At 51.5% G+C, this 18,050-nt stretch carries 17 protein-coding genes; 10 read left to right on the top strand and 7 right to left on the bottom strand.

Features of this window, described 5'->3' with window-relative positions; translation table 11 throughout:
* The first annotated feature begins 221 nt into the window (after positions 1 to 221).
* The 4 genes from ACI0FJ_RS02195 to ACI0FJ_RS02180 are packed head-to-tail and all read left to right on the top strand — an operon-like array spanning position 222 to position 4,987.
* A complete protein-coding gene (locus ACI0FJ_RS02195) occupies positions 222 to 905 on the top strand; it encodes a tetratricopeptide repeat protein (RefSeq protein WP_424298362.1) in 684 nt (227 codons plus the stop codon).
* An 18-nt stretch (positions 906 to 923) separates the two neighbouring features.
* The gene (gene iorA, locus ACI0FJ_RS02190) at positions 924 to 2,771 is read left to right on the top strand and encodes an indolepyruvate ferredoxin oxidoreductase subunit alpha (RefSeq protein WP_424298359.1); all 1,848 of its coding nucleotides are present in this window, start codon (positions 924 to 926) and stop codon (positions 2,769 to 2,771) included.
* Between the two features lie 4 nt (positions 2,772 to 2,775).
* Positions 2,776 to 3,381 (top strand): indolepyruvate oxidoreductase subunit beta, encoded by a 606-nt coding sequence (locus ACI0FJ_RS02185; RefSeq protein ID WP_424298356.1) that lies wholly within the window; start codon positions 2,776 to 2,778, stop codon positions 3,379 to 3,381.
* Positions 3,382 to 3,391: 10 nt separating this feature from the next.
* Positions 3,392 to 4,987 (top strand): sigma 54-interacting transcriptional regulator, encoded by a 1,596-nt coding sequence (locus tag ACI0FJ_RS02180; RefSeq protein WP_424298353.1) that lies wholly within the window; start codon positions 3,392 to 3,394, stop codon positions 4,985 to 4,987.
* 57 nt (positions 4,988 to 5,044) lie between these two features.
* Here ACI0FJ_RS02180 and ACI0FJ_RS02175 read toward each other — a convergent pair whose 3' ends face one another.
* Complete coding sequence (locus tag ACI0FJ_RS02175; RefSeq protein WP_424298350.1) at positions 5,045 to 5,545, bottom strand: GNAT family N-acetyltransferase; 501 nt, start codon at positions 5,543 to 5,545, stop codon at positions 5,045 to 5,047.
* A 2-nt stretch (positions 5,546 to 5,547) separates the two neighbouring features.
* Positions 5,548 to 7,881 (bottom strand): cysteine synthase, encoded by a 2,334-nt coding sequence (locus ACI0FJ_RS02170; protein ID WP_424298347.1) that lies wholly within the window; start codon positions 7,879 to 7,881, stop codon positions 5,548 to 5,550.
* A gap of 89 nt (positions 7,882 to 7,970) precedes the next feature.
* On the opposite strand from ACI0FJ_RS02170, the gene ACI0FJ_RS02165 reads away from it, so the two are divergent.
* The 3 genes from ACI0FJ_RS02165 to ACI0FJ_RS02155 all read left to right on the top strand — a co-directional run bounded on the left by ACI0FJ_RS02165 (position 7,971) and on the right by ACI0FJ_RS02155 (position 11,142).
* Positions 7,971 to 9,764 carry a motility associated factor glycosyltransferase family protein gene (locus ACI0FJ_RS02165; RefSeq protein ID WP_424298344.1) on the top strand — a complete coding sequence of 598 codons (1,794 nt, stop codon included), beginning with the start codon at positions 7,971 to 7,973 and terminating at the stop codon, positions 9,762 to 9,764.
* Between the two features lie 205 nt (positions 9,765 to 9,969).
* Positions 9,970 to 10,776, top strand: coding sequence for a PhzF family phenazine biosynthesis protein (locus ACI0FJ_RS02160; protein WP_424298342.1), 807 nt, complete (start codon positions 9,970 to 9,972; stop codon positions 10,774 to 10,776).
* A 12-nt stretch (positions 10,777 to 10,788) separates the two neighbouring features.
* Positions 10,789 to 11,142: a phenylpyruvate tautomerase MIF-related protein gene (locus tag ACI0FJ_RS02155; protein WP_424298340.1), complete on the top strand. Its 354-nt coding sequence runs from the start codon at positions 10,789 to 10,791 to the stop codon at positions 11,140 to 11,142.
* A 57-nt stretch (positions 11,143 to 11,199) separates the two neighbouring features.
* Here ACI0FJ_RS02155 and ACI0FJ_RS02150 read toward each other — a convergent pair whose 3' ends face one another.
* The 5 genes from ACI0FJ_RS02150 to ACI0FJ_RS02130 form a co-directional block, all read right to left on the bottom strand.
* Positions 11,200 to 12,216: a BMP family lipoprotein gene (locus ACI0FJ_RS02150; RefSeq protein ID WP_424298338.1), complete on the bottom strand. Its 1,017-nt coding sequence runs from the start codon at positions 12,214 to 12,216 to the stop codon at positions 11,200 to 11,202.
* A gap of 203 nt (positions 12,217 to 12,419) precedes the next feature.
* Complete coding sequence (locus ACI0FJ_RS02145) at positions 12,420 to 13,028, bottom strand: 2-oxoacid:acceptor oxidoreductase family protein (RefSeq protein ID WP_424298335.1); 609 nt, start codon at positions 13,026 to 13,028, stop codon at positions 12,420 to 12,422.
* Positions 13,025 to 13,870, bottom strand: a complete 846-nt coding sequence (locus tag ACI0FJ_RS02140) for a 2-oxoacid:ferredoxin oxidoreductase subunit beta (protein WP_424298333.1) — start codon at positions 13,868 to 13,870, stop codon at positions 13,025 to 13,027. Before ACI0FJ_RS02140 ends, ACI0FJ_RS02145 begins: the two co-directional genes overlap by 4 nt.
* A gap of 4 nt (positions 13,871 to 13,874) precedes the next feature.
* Entirely contained in the window at positions 13,875 to 15,029 is a 1,155-nt protein-coding gene (locus ACI0FJ_RS02135) for a 2-oxoacid:acceptor oxidoreductase subunit alpha (RefSeq protein ID WP_424298331.1), read from the bottom strand.
* Complete coding sequence (locus ACI0FJ_RS02130) at positions 15,030 to 15,293, bottom strand: 4Fe-4S dicluster domain-containing protein (RefSeq protein WP_424298329.1); 264 nt, start codon at positions 15,291 to 15,293, stop codon at positions 15,030 to 15,032.
* Between the two features lie 355 nt (positions 15,294 to 15,648).
* Here ACI0FJ_RS02130 and ACI0FJ_RS02125 point away from each other — a divergent pair, with 355 nt between their 5' ends.
* From ACI0FJ_RS02125 to ACI0FJ_RS02115, 3 genes are all read left to right on the top strand, one after another.
* Complete coding sequence (locus ACI0FJ_RS02125; RefSeq protein ID WP_424298327.1) at positions 15,649 to 16,377, top strand: amino acid ABC transporter ATP-binding protein; 729 nt, start codon at positions 15,649 to 15,651, stop codon at positions 16,375 to 16,377.
* A gap of 53 nt (positions 16,378 to 16,430) precedes the next feature.
* Positions 16,431 to 17,252, top strand: a complete 822-nt coding sequence (locus ACI0FJ_RS02120) for an ABC transporter substrate-binding protein (protein WP_424298325.1) — start codon at positions 16,431 to 16,433, stop codon at positions 17,250 to 17,252.
* 84 nt (positions 17,253 to 17,336) lie between these two features.
* Complete coding sequence (locus ACI0FJ_RS02115; protein WP_424298323.1) at positions 17,337 to 18,038, top strand: amino acid ABC transporter permease; 702 nt, start codon at positions 17,337 to 17,339, stop codon at positions 18,036 to 18,038.
* Positions 18,039 to 18,050: the final 12 nt, after the last annotated feature.

The following is an 18,050-nucleotide window of genomic DNA, read 5'->3' as shown; positions in this document are numbered from 1 at the left end:
ACACCATTTGTCCGACACCGGCTATTTTGGCCTTTTTTTTGCCAGTCTTGCAAGTTTATCTGACCGCTTTTTCTCGATAACGCCCCTAAAATTCAATGAATACAAAGTTTCATCAATTCCAAAAGTCCTTTTGACCTTTTTGTAATTTAGGCATATACCCTTTCGGATCATAAGCACAACCACAACGTACCACCTTGGACACAATGGAGGACAAACGCATAATGGCCCAGAATAAAGACTCGCAGCATCTCCCGGAAGGCCTGCTCGACGAACAGATTCCCGATGAACTCCATCCTCTTCTTCAATACATGGTGGATAACATCAAACCCATAGGCCTTGGGATTCTCGCCGTCATTCTCGTTGTTGCCGCTGTTACGGGATACCAGTACTATCAAAAGAGTCAGATTGTTGATGCCTCGCAAAAACTGGGAACCATAATGGCAATCCAGGATGGCGATAAACGCATCCAGGCATTGGAAGACTTCACCTCTCAAGCTCCGGAAGCTGTTCAGCCTTCTGCCCTGTTTTCTCTCGCCGACGAAGCAATGAAAGCCAAGCAGTACAAGGTTGCCGCATCCGCCTATAAGCGCCTTGCTGATTTGAGCGACGATTCCACCAAACTGGTGGCCGTCATGGGTGAAGCCAGCGCGGAAATGGCTTCGGGCAACAATGCCGAAGCTGCCTCTCTTCTTTCCTCGCTCAGGTCAACGGCTCCTGAAAATTTTCAGATCATGATCGATATGCAGCTTGCTCAGGCATACGAGCAGGCCGGGCAATATCAAGCTGCGATAGATGCTTATCAGAATGTTCTCGGCAAAGCCGGACAAGAAAGCAAGGCGTTGTTCGAATACAGAATTGCGAAGCTCAAAAACAAACTCGAAAAAAGCAACGCCAGCGCGTCCTAACCCTCTGGAGTCAATTACATGTCCCATCCAATCATCGCCGGGCAGCAGGGTGAAGTGCACCTGCTGCTTGGCAACGAAGCTATTGTACGCGGCGCCATCGAAGCGGGTGTGCATTGCGTAACCTGCTACCCAGGAACACCGTCCAGCGAAGTTCCCGACACTTTTTTCCGTCTTTCGGGTGAAGGCAAATATTCTTTTGAATATTCCACCAACGAAAAAGTAGCACTGGAAGTGGCCGGCGGCGCAACTTTGGCCGGCGCAATGTCGCTGGTCACCATGAAGCACGTCGGACTCAACGTGGCAGCCGACCCTCTTCTTACCCTGACCTACATTGGTTCTCCCGGTGGTATTGTCATTCTTACTGCAGATGATCCGGGATGCCATTCGAGCCAAAACGAGCAGGACAACAGATACTATGCCCGTATGGCAGGGATGCCCGTATTTGAACCGGCAACGGCTCAGGAAGCCAAGGATATGGCTCGCCAGGCGCTTATTATGTCACGCAAATGGCAGCAGCCGGTGTTGTTGCGGACCACAACCCGCCTCAACCACTTGCGCGGGCCTGTGGAATTTGGTCCTGTGGCCGATCCCGCACCCATTGAAGTTACGCCCAAAAATCCCAAACGTTTTGTCCCCATCCCGGCTGTGGCTCGCATGCGTCATCCGGAAATGGTCAAAAATCTCCAGACTGCAGCGCAGGACATGGCTTCTTCGCCGTGGATCAAGTCGCATGGCAGCGGCAAGTTGGGGGTCATAGCTACAGGTATCAGCCGTGCATATGTTCTCGACGCCCTCTCCGAGAGCAAGGCGATCGAGGACAATGTCACCCTTTTGCAACTCGGTTTTTCCTATCCCATGGACCAGGCATCTGTACTGAAGGTTGCCCAATCCTGCGACCACCTCCTGATTTTGGAAGAAGGTGAACCGATCCTGGAAACAGAAGTACGTGCCCTGCTCCAGGCAAAGGGAATCCAGATCCCGGTTCTTGGCAAGGAACAGCCCGAGCTGGGACGCTTTGGTGAATACGAAAGCGCATCCATTGAAAAATTGCTGCGTCGCCTGACCGGCAATGAAGAAAAGCAGGCCGAATTGTGTCCAAGCGAACCCGGCCTGTCCATGCGCCCGCCTAACCTGTGTGCTGGCTGTCCTCACCGTGCAACATACTTTAGCGTCCGCCAGATTTTTGGTGACGACGCCTATTACTCCTCCGATATTGGCTGCTACACCCTGGGCATTCTTCCTCCCCTGGCTGCGGCCGACTTTCTGCTGTGCATGGGTTCGAGCGTTTCCGCCGGAAGTGGTTTCGCCAAGGCCTCCGGTAAACCCGTTGTTGCCTTTATCGGCGACTCGACCTTTTTCCATTCCGGCATAACCGGATTGGTCAACGCGGTCTTCAACAAGCACAACATCCTGATCGTTATCCTGGACAACCATACGACCGCCATGACCGGCCACCAGCCCAACCCTGGAGTAGAAATCACCGCCATGGGGGCCAATGAATCCCAAGTGAGCATTGAGGCCATTGTCAAAGGTTGCGGTGTAGAACACGTCCGTACGGTCAGCCCGCTCAACCGCAAAAAGACGGAAGCCGCCCTTTCCGAACTCAAAGAGCTGGACGGTGTTCGTGTGCTTATTGCCAGGGATCCCTGTCCTCTCCACGCCCGCAGACTCATGGGCAAAAAATTCGTTCAGGTGGCTTATGTTGCCGAACAGACGGACTCCGTGCGCCAGTGTCTGAAGAATCTGGCCTGCCCAGCGTTTACCGTGGAAGGAGAAGAGGTTGTAATCAACGAAGCCGTATGCATCGGCTGCATGTTCTGTCTGCAAGTGGCCGACGGCATCAAGGCCCGCAAGCGGGGGGCATAACTCAATGAGTGATCTGAAAAAACGTATATTTCTTACTGGTGTCGGTGGTCAGGGAACTCTGACCGCTACCAAGATTCTGGCACAGGCCGCCCTGGACAACGGGCTGCCTGTAACGGCCGGAGAAATCCATGGTATGGCACAGCGCGGCGGTGTTGTTGAATCGACCGTTCTTATCGGTGGATATCGCAGCCCCAAAATCGCTCATGGACAGGCCCACATCCTGTTGGGTTTCGAACCGCTGGAAACTCTGCGTGCTCTGCCTTACCTGGCAAAAGACGCAGTAATCCTCTCCAGCTCCGAAATAATCCCTCCCATTGGCGTAACCGCAGGGCGAGAGACTTACCCCTCCATGGATTCAATCAAAGAAAAAGCGGCGGCCTGCTCCAGGCGCAGTTGCTTTATTCCATGCCTTAGCCTGGGCCGGGAAGCAGGTTCCGAGCAAAGTGCCAACATGGTTTTGCTGGGGGGGCTGTGTGCCCTCAATGAACTGCCTTTTGGTTTGGACCGTCTGTCCGAAACCATCAAGGCCAATCTCAAACCCAAACTTGTGGATATGAACCTTGCCGCCATAAAACTTGGCGCCAAGGCTGTTCTTGAACAAAAAGTCTGACGGCAGGACAATGGATAATTCCAACCAGAGCATTACCGATAAATTTGCCCTGTGCATGCGGACATTGAGGCAGATCCTTGCAGAAATAGGCCCCAAAAGCCCTTTGCAGTCCGGTCTCAAAGGCCTGTTACGTATACTCACGGAAAACCTGGGGTACAGGCGGGCATTTCTGGCCATTTACGACCAGGAAAGCTCGACCTTAAAAATTGGCCTTACCCACAGCCTTTCCAAAACGGTTGAGGCCAGCTACACCCCGGGGCAGGGGATTGTGGGACAGGTCTTTGAAAGCGGACGGGCTATTGTGGTCCCCCGCATGAAAGACCATCCAGAGTTCCTCAATAAAGCGTTCGGAAGGCCACCGGAAGAGCTTTCGAGCATGGCCTTCATTTCCGTTCCCGTGGTCAACCCCAGCCCTTTTCAGGAAGATGAGGTTCTGGGGACGTTGAGTATTGATGTGGCAGCCCAACCGCTGGATATTCTGGAATCTCATCTGCAGTTCCTGGAAGTCGTGGCCGGACTTATAGCCAACAAGGTGGCCCGCCTTCAGGAAGAACTGGCTCTGCAACGCCAGCTCCTTTCCCAGGGGTTGGGCGTTGGTGCGGAGAGCCTGGACCTCCAGCTCCCCAACATTGTGGCCACGTCCAAAAGCATGCGAATGGTTCTGCAGCAGGTTGCCCAGGTTGCTCCCAGTAAAGCCACTGCACTTATCCGGGGGGAATCCGGTACCGGCAAGGAGCTTCTTGCCGAAGCAATCCATGCTGCAAGTCCACGCGCAGGGAAACCGCTTGTTAAGCTGAACTGCGCCGCCCTTCCTTCCGAACTTATCGAAAGTGAACTGTTCGGACATGAGAAAGGTGCCTTTACCGGTGCCATCGCTAGCAAACGAGGCCTTTTCGAACAGGCCGACTTGGGCAGTCTGTTTCTGGATGAAATCGGTGAGCTCTCTCTGGAAGCACAGGCCAAAGTGCTGCGTGCCATTCAGGAAAAAGAAGTACAACCCATCGGCAGCGAGAAAACGGTCAAGGTGGACGTGCGCCTCATCTGTGCGACCCATCAGCCTCTTGAAGACTTGATTTTGCAGAGCAAGTTCCGCGAGGACCTGTACTACCGCATCAATGTTTTTCCCGTGTTCCTTCCTCCTTTGCGGGAGCGGCGAGAAGATGTTCTGCCCCTTGCCGAGCACTTCCTCCTTTCCTTTGCCAAGGAATATGCCAAGCGCATTCGTCGCATATCAACACCTGCCATTGACCTCCTGACGCAGTATCACTGGCCAGGAAACGTGCGCGAACTGCGCAACTGCGTGGAAAGAGCCGTGCTCATCTGCGATGATGAAGTCGTACGCTCCTACCACCTTCCCCCGACTCTTCAGACTGCGGAGAGTTCCGCTACGGACGTCAGCCTCTCCTTTGGCGAGGCCGTGGCAAACTTTGAACGCGAACTCCTTGTGGATGCCTTGAAAAAGGCCAACGGCAATATGCTTCAGGCCGCAAGAGAACTTCGCGTGAGCTACCGCATCGTCAACTACAAGGTGAAGAAGTATCGGATTGATCCGAAGAAATTTGTCACCTCGGGACGCAGAAGGCGCACGGGACAGCCGAATGTATAAGAAAAAAGCCGGGTCATTTGGCCCGGCTTTTTTCTTCAAAAAAATTCCGCTGCAGATTCAACAGGTGTCCTTATGCATGGCTACGCACGGCAAAACAATGCCGTCCGGAAGCAACATTTCATCCACTCCGTCTTCCACATACCCAAGCTGCTCATAAAAACCTATGGCATTGAGTGAAGCACTCACGGAAAAACGCACACACTCCTGCGTTTCTGCAAAAACTGAAGATGATTCAAGATGCTGCATGAGTTCCCGCCCCAGCCCCAAACCGGCAAACTCAGGCCGAATATAAAGAGCGCAGATAATATGCCCTTTGCGCAGGCCAAAACCGGCCAGCACGCCTTCATGTTCAGCAACATACAGTACGGAATCTTCTTCCTCGAAGAGATGTGACACGGCAGCAGAAAAAGCCTTTGACCAGCCGGCAAGCTGAGAGGCTTCGTAAAATCCACAGCACAAGCCATAAAGAGCAGCCTTGTGAACAGAGCGTATATCCGCAATGTCTCGAGGCTCCGCAAGACGAACCCCTCCGTCGGCTCCGTTAAGCAGCAAAACCATGATTACTCCTCTTGTTCCTGATGCACGGCATAGACTCTTTCACCTTCGGGGGAATCCTCCACACGAAAACCCATCTCGGCCAACGACATACGCAACGAATCAGCTTCCTGAAATTTTTTGGAACGGCGTGCTGTTTTCCGCCTTTCAACCATCTCTGCAAGTTCGTCAGGCCATTGGGACCGCGGCAACGGAAGAGTGCAGGGATTGAACATCCCCAAACATGTATCTACCCACCGCAGGGTATCTGCAAGCAGCGCGGCATCCTCGTGCCCCAAGGCCTCATGCGAACGCAATGCATTGATCTTCTTGACATTGCCAAACAGGACTGGCCAAAAATGGTATACCCCCAGGTCGTCCTCCAATGCCTCTCGCAACCCACGACGCAGTTCATCACTGATCTTTCCGGAAATTTCCGATAAAGGCTTCTCAGAAAATTCGCCTGTAAGCAGACCGGCATACAGCTCGTTCAGCTTGGTTACATTGCGGTCCCACATGGACAAACTCTCCAATGAGTAAGTCAATGGTCTGCGATAGGATGTAGACAATAGCCACAGGCGTACGGCAGCCCAACCACCAGCCTGAACAGCGAGCTCTTTTACGCCTGGGCAATGCTCCTCGTCTCCGGCCGTACGAATTCCGCCAGTAACCATCCAGGTCTGAACAGACCGTCTTCCCGCATTTGCAAACAAAGAAGCAAAGTTATCCAGATGCGGAAATCGTTGATTGGCCGCCGCCAGAACAATGTCCGTTCCGGAAAGATGCTCAAAGGCCGCAGCGCTCAACTGGGTGAACCAACTGGGACGAACCTTTCCCCACCTGGTCTCCACAACTTCGCCCAATTTTAAATCCTGCAGTGTGGCTCGCTTAAGCAGCGTAAAATCCATGGGATTATTTTTTACATAGTCATCCAGATCAACGGTATGGCCGAGCTGCAATCCCTCCACATCGTCCTGCCTGGCAATTTCCCCATACGCCTTGTCACGAGCCACATCAAAGTAGACACTGCGAAGCTTTTCGTAGGCCAGCCCTTTATCCATAAGAGCTCGCACCATGTCCACGGACCGTTGCATGTCCGTGCAGGAGGCGAAAACCACATGTGGGCCCACGCCCAAAAGCCGGGCAATGTCGTGCAGCTCATCCATCGCACTGCTGACAAAAATCTGTCTCTCCCCATCCAGGGCACGAGCTGCTGCCAGCGTTCTGTCGTCCATATCGGCAACAGCAGCCAAGGCTTTGGATTCAACTCCTTCTTCTTTCAGGTAGCGGCAAAGAACGTCCAGGCTAACGATACGCCGCCAGGACTCCGCTTCCTGAGGATTGTCCAATCCGGGTGCGGGAGTGAACATGCCAACGCTTCCATTGGCGGGCAGAAGCACCTGTTTGTCGTTATTGCGTATATTATAAAGATGAACACCCTGGTTCTTCTCGCTGGCATATAAATTAGTCGAAAGATAACGCTCTCCACCGTCCGGACAAATGAAAACCACGAGCCCTTTTTTCAATTTTTGTCCGACCTGAAGCGCCACAGCTGCGGCAGCTCCCGAACTCATCCCCACCATGAGGCCTTCTTCGCGGGCCATGGCTCTGGCTGCCGAAAAAGCATCTTCGTCATTGATGCGTACGATCTTGTCGACACTATGTTTGTTGTAAATCCCTGGAGGATATGATTCCTGCATATTCTTCAGGCCCTGAATCTTGTGTCCGGCATGCGGCTCCACAGCAATAACCCGAACGGCGGGGTTGAACTCATGCAGCCCTTTCGCCAACCCCATGGCCGTACCCGAAGTTCCCAAGGTTGCCACCACATGGGTTACCTGTCCGTCAGTCTGCTCCCATATTTCCCGTGCAGTTCCCCGGTAGTGCGCCTGAATGCTTGCACCGTTGTTATACTGATCCATAAGAACATATTTTTCCGGTTCCTCACGGGCAAGACGGTAGGCTTCTTCAATGGCCCCATCCGTGGCCAAACGCCCGGGGGTAAGGACCAGCTCTGCTCCATAAGCACGCATGATCCGCTTGCGTTCTTCACTGGCAGATTCTGGCATAATTAACTTCAGGCGGTACCCTTTGACAGCACAGACCATTGCCAGCCCAATGCCGGTATTGCCACTGGTGGCTTCAATTATGGTTTTATTGACTGCGCTCCCAGGAACAAGCTCTCCGCTCTGTTCAGCAGCCTCAACCATTGCCAAGGCAACACGGTCCTTGATGGAACCGCCAATGCTTTTGGACTCGATTTTTGCCAAAATCTTGACTTCTGAATTTTCCGACAGACGGCGCAGTTGCACCAGGGGAGTACGCCCTACAAGCTCTAGAACATCATTGGCCCAATTCATGCATAGCTCCATGACAACGATGAGATATATTCTTCAAAAAGTAAAAATTAGTTAGGGCAATTCACCCTCAACCGCAAGGTAGCCTTTCCATGACACAGGAAGCGCAAGAATCGACGGCCAAGTTATATCATTTTCTGCAGGACAACTTAGCAGCCCTCAAGGACAGCTCTCCCGCTCTCTTCCAATGGCTCAGCAAACAAAGCTACGACCAGGAGCGGATGGAAAAAGCTATTTTCCTTAACCAGGGCGGCTACTTGGACATCCGCACTCCACAGGGAAGCGGACTGTATGAACCGATCCCTCCCGGACTTTTCTACAAGAACTGGACGTACGGCGACCGAGTTGAAAGCAGTGCCACCTTCATTATTGGCAGTAGCTTGGGCTACGGAATAAACCACGTGCTGACAGAAACCCCGCCGACTCACAAGGTTTTTGTACTTGAGCCCAACCCTGAAGTGCTTCTGGCATGTCTTGGCCAAACCGACTATTCGCAATTCTTGAGTGAGCGACGCCTGTTCTTCATCCCCCCAGAAGAAAACGTCATGATGGATCATATTCGGGAACTGGATGTACAGTTTATTTTTGGCCGCATCGAATTGAAGGAAGACCTTCCCAGCCGCCAGTTAGGTCCTGAATACGCCCAATGGAGCAAACGTGCAAAAGCACGGCTGGACAGTTTCAGCATCGAGCTGACCACACTGCGCAGTCGGCAGGACATGATGGTCGGCAACGAACTCAAGAACTTCCAAAAAGCCTTGAGCGACGGTTCTCTCAAAGCCATGCAAAACTGCGCCAAAGGCGGAGCCGCAGTAATATTCGGCGCTGGTCCCTCCCTTTCCGAGTTCGCCTCGGAATTCAGAGGTGATGGCGGCCATGAAGGAGCTCTGTATGTCACATCACTCCAGGCGCTCCCCGCGCTGCAACGCAACGGGGTAAAACCTCATTTCTGTATGGCTATCGACTATAGTGAGGGAATGCTTCAAATTTATGACACCCTTGATACAGAGTGGGCCAGAGACATTCCCCTCATTTATTCAACCAAAATCCAGCCGAAAGTTCTGGAAATGTACCCCGGCCCCACTATCCCGTTGTGGACCATGGGCGGAATATCATCCTTTGTGATGGAAAAAATGGAGCTTGTGCTGGATGCAGGCGGCAACGTCGGCGTTACCATGATGCGTTTCCTGCGCTATTGCGGGGTGGATGACTTTCTCCTTGTGGGGCAGGATTTTGCATGCCTGAACAACAAAACCCACGCGGCCGGTCACCATGCAGCCAATGTAAGCCAAGAAGACATCGACCGTGCATATTCAACATCAATCAAAAACAAAGATGGCGAGACCATAAAAACCTCCCTTCAGCTTCTCAGTGCCAAACGCGATCTGGAAGATGATCTGGCTCAGTCCTCGACCCACGTTTACAACCTGTATGGAGGCGGCGCAGACATCATAGGCACCACCATCCTGACCAGGGAAGAGGCAATGGATCTGCCATTTATCAGAGATCCAAAAAACACCGCCCACTTGTTCTGCGAAGGCCTTAAAATAGCTCACCAGCCACGAGTCTGGCCGGAATTTGAAGCTCGGGCCAACCAATGGGCATCCTCATTGCGGTCCGTGGAGAAGCGACTGGACAAACTCTTTAAAAAGCCGGAAAAAAAACAGAAAGAGATCCACGAGATTTTGCAGCAAATCCAGTTCTTCCTGCGTCAGGATCCGTTGTACGTGCCCTACCTCTACAACGAAATCATGGACTCTTCTGCCCTGGTGAAGGCCCGCCTTCGCTATGTGCGTAAGGATCTTCCCCACATCAAGGGGATGCTGCGGCGCGCGTTAAGCAAGGTCCGTGAGATAGATCGTAGCCTTCAAACCCAGGCTGCCTGATTTTCAGGCCCCAGGAGCTTTGCAAGTAAGGCTGCTGGGGCTGAACAAAGGCATACGGGCTTGTTGCTGCACAAATTATAATCTCCAGTCGGGAAACTCCGCGCTGGATTGAAGTTATATTGCGCCTTGTTTCCCCCTTCTTTTGGAGTACCCGGCCCGTTGGAACATTGTGATTAACTACAAAAAAATTTCCCCCCACTCTTCTATGAAATATCCTATCTATCAGATCGACGCATTTACCGACACACAGTTTAAAGGCAACCCCGCCGCAGTGGTACCTATGCCGGAGTTCGCCCCAGACCATATTCTCCAAGCCATTGCGATGGAAAATAACCTTTCGGAAACCGCGTTCATAGTTGCAGATGGAGCTGACTATCTTTTACGATGGTTTACCCCGGAAAATGAAATAGACCTGTGTGGACATGCAACCATGGGGGCCGCTCAGGCAATCTTTACGTTCCTGCAGCCGGAACGCGACCAAATCTATTTTAAGACAGTACAAAGCGGCACCCTGACCGTCACACGCAAAGCGGACGGTCTGCTGGAAATGGACTTTCCCATCTGGTCCAGCCGGGAAACGCAACGGCCGGATGCCATAGTCCAGGCAATGGGCCCCCAGCGCCCTGTCAGTGTACGGGACGCGGGACGCGACCTGATTCTGATTTATTCATCCCCAGACGATATCATGGAGTTGTCGCCCGACATGAAAAAACTGGAAAACGCAGGCTACGTCTGTGTTATAGCCACTGCTCCAGGAAAGGAGGCAGACTTTGTCTCCCGCGTATTTTGTCCACGCTGCGGCGTCCCGGAAGATCCGGTCACGGGGTCTGCCCATTGTTCATTGGTCCCCTATTGGGCTGAGCGCCTGGGGAAAACAGAGTTGAAAGCCCGCCAGCTCTCTGCCAGGGGCGGCCTTCTTTATTGTTCAGTACAAGGCGACAGACTTGCCATTTCCGGATACGCAACGGTATACATGAAGGGAGAAATCTTCATCAACACTTCTTCCTTCTAAAGGGACAATACAATGCCTTATTGCTGTCTGACGACAAACGTAGCAATGAACCCGCAGGGTACAACTGAACTCGCTGAGAAATTGAGTCATTTCCTCGAAGACATATTAGGGAAACCGGAAAAATGGATCATGGTCCAAATGGAAACCGGAAAGAACTTGTTGTTTGGGGGCTCGAACTGCCCAGCTGCCTATTGCGAACTCAAAAGCATTGGTTTGCCGCTGGAACGTTGCAATGAAATGTCCAAAGCGTTGTGTGAATTTCTCTGGAAAGAAGCAAGGATAGAACAAGACAGGGTATACATAAACTTCACCGACCTGAAACGCGCATATTTCGGCTGGAACGGAAAGACTTTCGGAACGATGTAAAATTTCTCATGGGGCCCAATAGCCCCGCAGGAACGCCCCGCTTTCCCCCTAAAGAGTTTAACGAGGCCGTGTACAGCGAGCTGTCGGGACCTTGACCTTCCCTCTCGCAATGGCGAAGCGTAATTTGTCCAGGATAATAAGAGTTTTCTTGTCCACCAAGGGTAACGTGTAAGTCATTGGAGACAAGCCCACTCCATATTCGCCCAAGCCGAAGCTGTAGTTTCTGTTTTCCAGACTCCCTTGCAGGTACTGCTCGGTCAGCCGGACCATTGCAGTATCGCATCGCTTCATCACACTGGTGAGGACGGAACCGGGAGAAAGAAAGTCCTGATCGCTGTCGACCCCGATCACATATACACCCTCTTGCTCCGCCACTGAAAAAATTCCCCGATTGGAAGAACCGGCCACCCCAAAAACAACGCCGCAGGAATGATCGCGAATGAGTTCACGCGCCACTTTTGCGGCTGTTTCCGGTGAATTCCAGGGATTAAAAGTTGTACTGATCGCCGGAAGGTAGCGAATCAGAACTTTCGTATCAGGAGAAACATATTTTACGCCCCCTTCAAAGCCAAAAACAAAATCATTAATCACCGGGCTTTGCTGGCCCCCTACAACACAAACGGTTGGTTTTTCTGACATTCGGCCAGCCAGCACCCCTGCCAAAAAAGATGCTTCATTGACCCGAAAGGTTACGGAACTGACATTCGCCGGATATTTTGGAGGAGTGCCGTCGAAAAGGACAAAATGGATCTCGGGATATTTGGAAGCCAGCCGAGACACAGCATCCCGATAGTACGTGGCCCCTGCAAAAATCAACGTTGCCCCGTTATCGATCAGCTTGATAAGCGCTTTATCCTCACCCTCGGTTTGAGGAACGGCTATGTGGTACGTAACACCGTACTTTTTGCCGATCAGTCGCCCCCCCATGACCAACATATCATTATACGCATGATCTCCTGGGCCGGTAACCCCCACTGCAATGCCGACAACGGTATTCGCGGTGGACAAAGCCCCCCAGCACGGCACGACAAAACTCAATAAAAGAGTCAAAGCCAAAACAAACAAGCGTGGCATTTGCCTTCTCCATTGTCTGAGGGGGGCAACATGAACGATTCACAGTACTTCTTTTCAGCCAGTTGATGACGACACTCAAATATAGGCTATCCAACCCCAAACGTAGCACCTCTCGTTGACTAAATAAGCCACAAGATAAAAAAAGACAAACGGCGGCCATTTTTGGTCGCCGTTTGTAAAATCAAAATCAGTTTAACTTCCATTTATTCAAGGCTGGACTCAACCACTGGACTTTGGCACCAAACCTCAGGTCTGTCGCCAAAGTTCTTTTTTGCCTCATCGTATCCCAACTTGAACGCCTTGAGATTCAAATCAATAATCTTTTGCGGCAAGTTGGCTTTAAGCGCATTTGTAACGGCAACCTGGGTAACAAACGGCAGCATATACGAAACCGCACCGAGCACGATAACGTTCATTGCCTGTGGAACCTTTATCTCGTCCATTGCCATCTGGGTGAATGGCAGCCCAACATAGACATTGGTGGGAGGCTGGGTAACCAACCCCGTATCCACCAAAAGAATCCCTTTGGGTTTGAGAAAACGGTAGAATTTATAACAAGCCTCTTGGGACAAAGCCACTAGCAAGTCTATACTTTCCGATTTGGGGTAACTGATCTTTTGCGAACTGATGACAAGGTCGGCGCGGCTTGCTCCACCACGCGCTTCAGGACCATAACTTTGCGTTTGGGCAACATTATACCCTTCTTCCAACGCCAAGGCGTGCCCAAGAATTTTTCCCAGAGTAACAATCCCCTGTCCGCCGGTTCCCGAGAGCCGTATTTCAAACCGATAAATGTCGCATTGAGGACTCATGCCGGGGCCTCCTCCTTGTCCTTTCGTATACTGGCGCGCATTTCGGCGTACAGGGTTTCCAGTCCGGGGTTATTGTTTTCCACAAAAACACCTATGGGAAGCTTGTCTTTACGCTGCTCTTCATCCAGCTTTTCATAGGCGTCCAACTTCACGGCGTTGGACTTATACCATTTGAACATATCCACGGCAGAACGAAACTTGTTTTTCCTGCCGAATTGTGTGTGACAAGGGGTCATGGCTTCAACCAGATTGAAGCCCGGGCGTTCAATGGCGCTGCGAATCAACTTGTCGAGCATCTTTACGTGGTAGACAGTTCCTCGGGAAACACCGTTTGCACCTGCGGCCTTGGCCATCTCCACAATATCGAAGGATTTTTCCATCTGCCCGTAAGGCGATGTCTGCGAATACGCGCCATACGGAGTTGTCGCCGAACATTGTCCGCCTGTCATGCCATAGATGTTGTTATTCAACACCAAAGCCGTAATTCCAATATTACGCCTTGCGGCATGTATAAGATGATTACCACCGATAGAAAAAGCGTCTCCGTCGCCCATGATGGCAATAACGTGCAGTTTTGGATTTGCCATTTTAATTCCCGTGGCAAAAGTCAGGGCTCGGCCATGGGTTGTGTGGACGGTATTGAAATCCACATACGCCGGTATACGCCCGGAGCAGCCGATGCCCGCCACAAGCACCACATCGTCTTTGCTGAGTCCGAGCTCATGAATGCTCCGAACCAGAGAACCAAGGACGATACCATGCCCACATCCAGGGCAAAAGACATGGGGAAACTTCTTGTTATGGCGAAGATAATGATGGATGAGCTGGGTTACATCAGACATGGCTCTATCCTTGCGTCAGTGCTTTGAAGATTTGTGAAGGGGTAATGATCTGTCCGTCTATGCGGTTCAAGGTCCGAACCGAGGTCAGGCTGGCTGCAACTCGTTTCACTTCTCGCGACATCTGCCCCATGTTCATTTCAGGAACGATGATGGTCTTGCATTTCCGGGCCAGCTTTTCCACCTGGGGCCGTGGAAAGGGAAAAAGCGTCTGCAATTTGATCAGTCCAGCCTTGTATCCAGCCTCCCTAGCCAGGCTCACAGCCAGTTCCGCCGCCCGAGCCACGCTGCCGTAAGCCACTATCCCAAGTTCGACATCCTCGGTTTCAAATTCTTCGACCAGCATAATGTCGGGAAAGAACTGGTCGATTTTACGAAACAATCTGAGCATAAGTTTTTCGACCTCATCTGGTCGCTGGGTCGGGAAACCATGTGGATCGTGGGTCAGGCCGGTAACATGCTGGCGATAACCAGAACCTATCGATGCCATGGGAGCCACACCACGCATTGTATCCTCGTACGGGATGTACCACTCGGGAGGCATTGTTGGTACGGATCGGCTGAGAATCTCCAAATCTCCGGCTTCGGGAACCTCGATTTTCTCACGTGTATGGGCGGTAATTTCATCTAAAAGGAGAATAACCGGCGTCCTGTATTTTTCGGCAAAATTGAAAGCGATGACGGTCATTTCCAGACACTCCTGAACGTCGCTTGCCGAGAGAACAATAATGGGATGGTCGCCGTGGGTCCCCCAACGGGCCTGCTGAACATCGCCCTGGGCCGGACAGGTGGGCATGCCTGTGCTAGGTCCGCCACGCATGACATTGACAATAACCAAAGGAGTTTCGGACATGCAGGCATAGCCCAGGTTCTCCTGCATCAGAGAAAAACCTGGCCCGCTGGTCGCAGTCATGGCCTTTTTGCCGGCCAGAGAAGCACCGATGATGGCTCCCATGGAGGCTATTTCATCCTCCATCTGAAGGAAAACACCGTCTTCAGTCTCTGGCAGACGCTTGGCCATTTCCTCCATTATTTCCGTGGAAGGCGTAATCGGATAACCGCCATAAAAAGAACATCCGGCCAGAAGCGCGCCAATTGCCACTGCTTCGTTGCCGGATAAAAATTGCATATTCTGCTGTTTTTGTTTCTTGTAAAGGGCCATCTACTGGTCCCCCCCGTTACAATTCAGTTCAGCTGCCATGGGGTTCTCCCGTTCCTTTGGGGCCAACATGATCGCGAAGTCCGGACAATGCAACTCACAAAACCCGCAATTAATACACTCTTCAGGATGGACAACCAGAGCCTTACCGCTTGTCCGGTCCAATTCAAGGACCTTGCCAGGACAGAACTCAACACAAATGCCACAGCCTTTGCACCAGTCCTGAAAAACAATGATCGATGTCTTGCCTTTTTCCTTTTTCGCCATTTCCGCCACACTTGGGTTGCGATGAAAGAACCGCCAACCGCAAAAAAGCGATCAACGTTAACCCCACCAAAATGCAGATAATAAGCGTAACAAGCGTGCACCGCAACGTCTATAGACAGGCAATGCAAAGCATTTTTTTACACAAAGGGAGTACTACGAACAGCTTTCGTCTTCTCTTCTTGACAATTTCGGGAATTATGCTAACTTGTTCAGGCTGATCATAAGATGGTTTCTGTAGGATCAGCATTCAAAATCCAACAAATTCGACACTCTAAACATACTTGCGGCGCTTTGGCCTCATAAATGCATTTGTTTGTCGCACCGTAGAACCGACCATTTCAACAGGATGTACTGAATGGCTCTTATCGAAATTGCCTCGCTGAATAAATGGTATGACGACTTCCATGTTCTCAAGAACATCAATCAATCGGTTGAAAAGGGGGAAGTCCTTGTCATCTGCGGCCCCAGCGGCTCAGGAAAAAGTACTTTCATTCGTTGCATCAATCGTCTGGAAGACTATCAGAAAGGCACTATTGAGATTGACGGCAAAGACATCATGGCCAAGGATGTCAATATCAACACTCTCAGGGCAGAGGTTGGAATTGTGTTCCAGCAATTCAATCTCTACCCTCATTTAACAGTTTTGAAAAATATCACACTCGCTCCTTTAAAAGTTCGCAATATCAATAAGGAAGAAGCCGAAGCACAGGCCTACGAGCTGCTTGAACGCGTCGGCATCCATGAGCAGGCTTTGAAATATCCGGCGGAACTTTCCGGAGGACAGCAACAACGTGTTGCCATAGCCCGTGCACTGGCGATGAAGCCCAAAATCATGCTCTTTGACGAACCAACTTCGGCGCTGGACCCGGAAATGATCAACGAAGTCCTCAATGTTATGAAGGACCTTGCCCGTGATGGCATGACCATGCTTTGTGTCACCCACGAAATGGGATTTGCCCGCGAAGTGGCGGACAAAGTCGTTTTCATGGACCATGGGGAAATCATTGAAACCGCAGCACCGGATGAATTTTTCCACAATCCCCAGCATGAAAGAGCAAAGGCGTTTCTGCGGGAAATTCTTTAGGAATCCCGCCCCAATAGGATGGTTCAAATTACTTTCACGAAAAGGAGATGCGCATGCGCAAAGCAACATTTCTCACAGCCCTGGCTCTGGTCCTTGCCGTATGTGTCGCAAGCATGGCCCATGCAGGAAAACTGGACGACATCAAACAGCGCGGCAAGCTGATCTGCGGCGTTAAAGATGCGGTTGTCCCGTTTGGCTATGTTGATGAAAAGACCAACCAAATTGTTGGAATGGACATAGACGTCTGCAAATACATCGCAGACAAACTGGGTGTCGGTCTTGAACTCAAGCCAGTTACATCCGCCACGCGCATCCCCATGGTTGCCCAGGGCTCCATTGACATCGCTGCCGCAACCATGACCCACAAGTACTCCCGTGACGACGTCATCGATTTCTCCATCACTTACTTCATGGACGGACAGAAGCTGCTGGTGAAAAAAGGCGGCGGCATCAAGAGCGTAGCTGACCTGGCTGGCAAAAAAGTCGGTACTGCCAAGGGATCCACATCTGAAAAGAACATCAAGACCGCACAGCCCCAATGTAAGGTTTTGTCCTTTGAAGGGTATCCCCAGGCTTTTCTGGCTCTGAAGCAGGGTAAGGTTAAGGCTGTCACTACCGACTCCACCATTCTTCTCGGCCTGCGCAATTCCGATCCCAATCCCGAGCAGTGGGAAATCGTCGGTGATTACATCTCCGCCGAGCCCTACGGTCTGGGACTCGTTGAAAACGACTCCGATTTCCGCGACTTCGTCAACAAGTCCTTGGCGGAAATGTGGGTATCCGGCGACTACCAGAAGACTTACAACAAGTGGTTCGGCCCGGACACCAAGTACTACCTGCCCCTCCAGTGGCAGATGGAAATCTGGCCCTTCTAATTCCGAAGCCTAAAAAACAAACCGGAGCCCGGCTTGTCCGGGTTCCGGAATTTTTTTTAACACTCCAACAACGGAAGCAGCGGCTTGAACTACACGTTCGACTGGAATCTCGTTCTGACAGGTGAATACGGCCAGTGGATCATCGAAGGCTTCATTACGACGCTTAAAATATCCGCCGTATCCATCGTTTTTGCCATGTTCATGGGCACTCTCATTGCGGTATTCCGCATGACGCGCTTCAAGCCCTTGGAATGGATCGCCTTGGCTTATACAGAATTTTTTCGCAACACCCCCCTGCTGGTCCAAATCTTTTTCTGGTACTTCGGCTCGGATGCGGTGTTGCCCCATGCCGTCAACGAATGGCTGTATGACCACGACTTTGAATTCACGGCAGGTGTAATCGCACTTACGGTCTACACTTCCGCCTTCATCGCAGAAGAAATCCGGGCTGGTATTTTTGCTATTCCTAAAAATCAGCTCGAGTCTTCACGTGCCTGCGGTCTGTCATTTACCCAAGCCATGCGTTACGTCATTCTTCCCCAGGCGTTCAGAATCATTATTCCGCCGCTTATTTCCCAGTTTCTCAACCTGATCAAGAACTCGTCCTTGGTCATGACCATTGGTGTCATGGAGCTAACCTACATGGCCCGTCAGATCGAATCCTACACATTCCATGGATTCGAAGCTTTTACTGCCTGTACGGTTATCTACCTGTGCATCTCGCTGGTGGTTTCCTTCACCATCACGCAGTACAACAAACATTTTCTGCGCCAGCTGGTCTACTAGAGGGGGTTGCTT

This window comes from Desulfovibrio sp. 7SRBS1, assembly GCF_049723905.1.
GTDB lineage: Bacteria > Desulfobacterota > Desulfovibrionia > Desulfovibrionales > Desulfovibrionaceae.
Note: the sequence above shows the minus strand (reverse complement) of the source record. Positions and strands in the feature narration are given on the sequence as shown.

Excerpts from the sequence above, each read along its gene's own strand:
- ACI0FJ_RS02195 (WP_424298362.1), top strand. The coding sequence starts at position 222 with ATGGCCCAGAATAAAGACTCGCAGCATCTCCCGGAAGGCCTGCTCGAC.
- iorA (WP_424298359.1), top strand. The coding sequence starts at position 924 with ATGTCCCATCCAATCATCGCCGGGCAGCAGGGTGAAGTGCACCTGCTG.
- ACI0FJ_RS02185 (WP_424298356.1), top strand. The coding sequence starts at position 2,776 with ATGAGTGATCTGAAAAAACGTATATTTCTTACTGGTGTCGGTGGTCAG.
- ACI0FJ_RS02180 (WP_424298353.1), top strand. The coding sequence starts at position 3,392 with ATGGATAATTCCAACCAGAGCATTACCGATAAATTTGCCCTGTGCATG.
- ACI0FJ_RS02175 (WP_424298350.1), bottom strand. The coding sequence starts at position 5,545 with ATGGTTTTGCTGCTTAACGGAGCCGACGGAGGGGTTCGTCTTGCGGAG.
- ACI0FJ_RS02170 (WP_424298347.1), bottom strand. The coding sequence starts at position 7,881 with ATGAATTGGGCCAATGATGTTCTAGAGCTTGTAGGGCGTACTCCCCTG.
- ACI0FJ_RS02165 (WP_424298344.1), top strand. The coding sequence starts at position 7,971 with ATGACACAGGAAGCGCAAGAATCGACGGCCAAGTTATATCATTTTCTG.
- ACI0FJ_RS02160 (WP_424298342.1), top strand. The coding sequence starts at position 9,970 with ATGAAATATCCTATCTATCAGATCGACGCATTTACCGACACACAGTTT.
- ACI0FJ_RS02155 (WP_424298340.1), top strand. The coding sequence starts at position 10,789 with ATGCCTTATTGCTGTCTGACGACAAACGTAGCAATGAACCCGCAGGGT.
- ACI0FJ_RS02150 (WP_424298338.1), bottom strand. The coding sequence starts at position 12,216 with ATGCCACGCTTGTTTGTTTTGGCTTTGACTCTTTTATTGAGTTTTGTC.
- ACI0FJ_RS02145 (WP_424298335.1), bottom strand. The coding sequence starts at position 13,028 with ATGAGTCCTCAATGCGACATTTATCGGTTTGAAATACGGCTCTCGGGA.
- ACI0FJ_RS02140 (WP_424298333.1), bottom strand. The coding sequence starts at position 13,870 with ATGTCTGATGTAACCCAGCTCATCCATCATTATCTTCGCCATAACAAG.
- ACI0FJ_RS02135 (WP_424298331.1), bottom strand. The coding sequence starts at position 15,029 with ATGGCCCTTTACAAGAAACAAAAACAGCAGAATATGCAATTTTTATCC.
- ACI0FJ_RS02130 (WP_424298329.1), bottom strand. The coding sequence starts at position 15,293 with ATGGCGAAAAAGGAAAAAGGCAAGACATCGATCATTGTTTTTCAGGAC.
- ACI0FJ_RS02125 (WP_424298327.1), top strand. The coding sequence starts at position 15,649 with ATGGCTCTTATCGAAATTGCCTCGCTGAATAAATGGTATGACGACTTC.
- ACI0FJ_RS02120 (WP_424298325.1), top strand. The coding sequence starts at position 16,431 with ATGCGCAAAGCAACATTTCTCACAGCCCTGGCTCTGGTCCTTGCCGTA.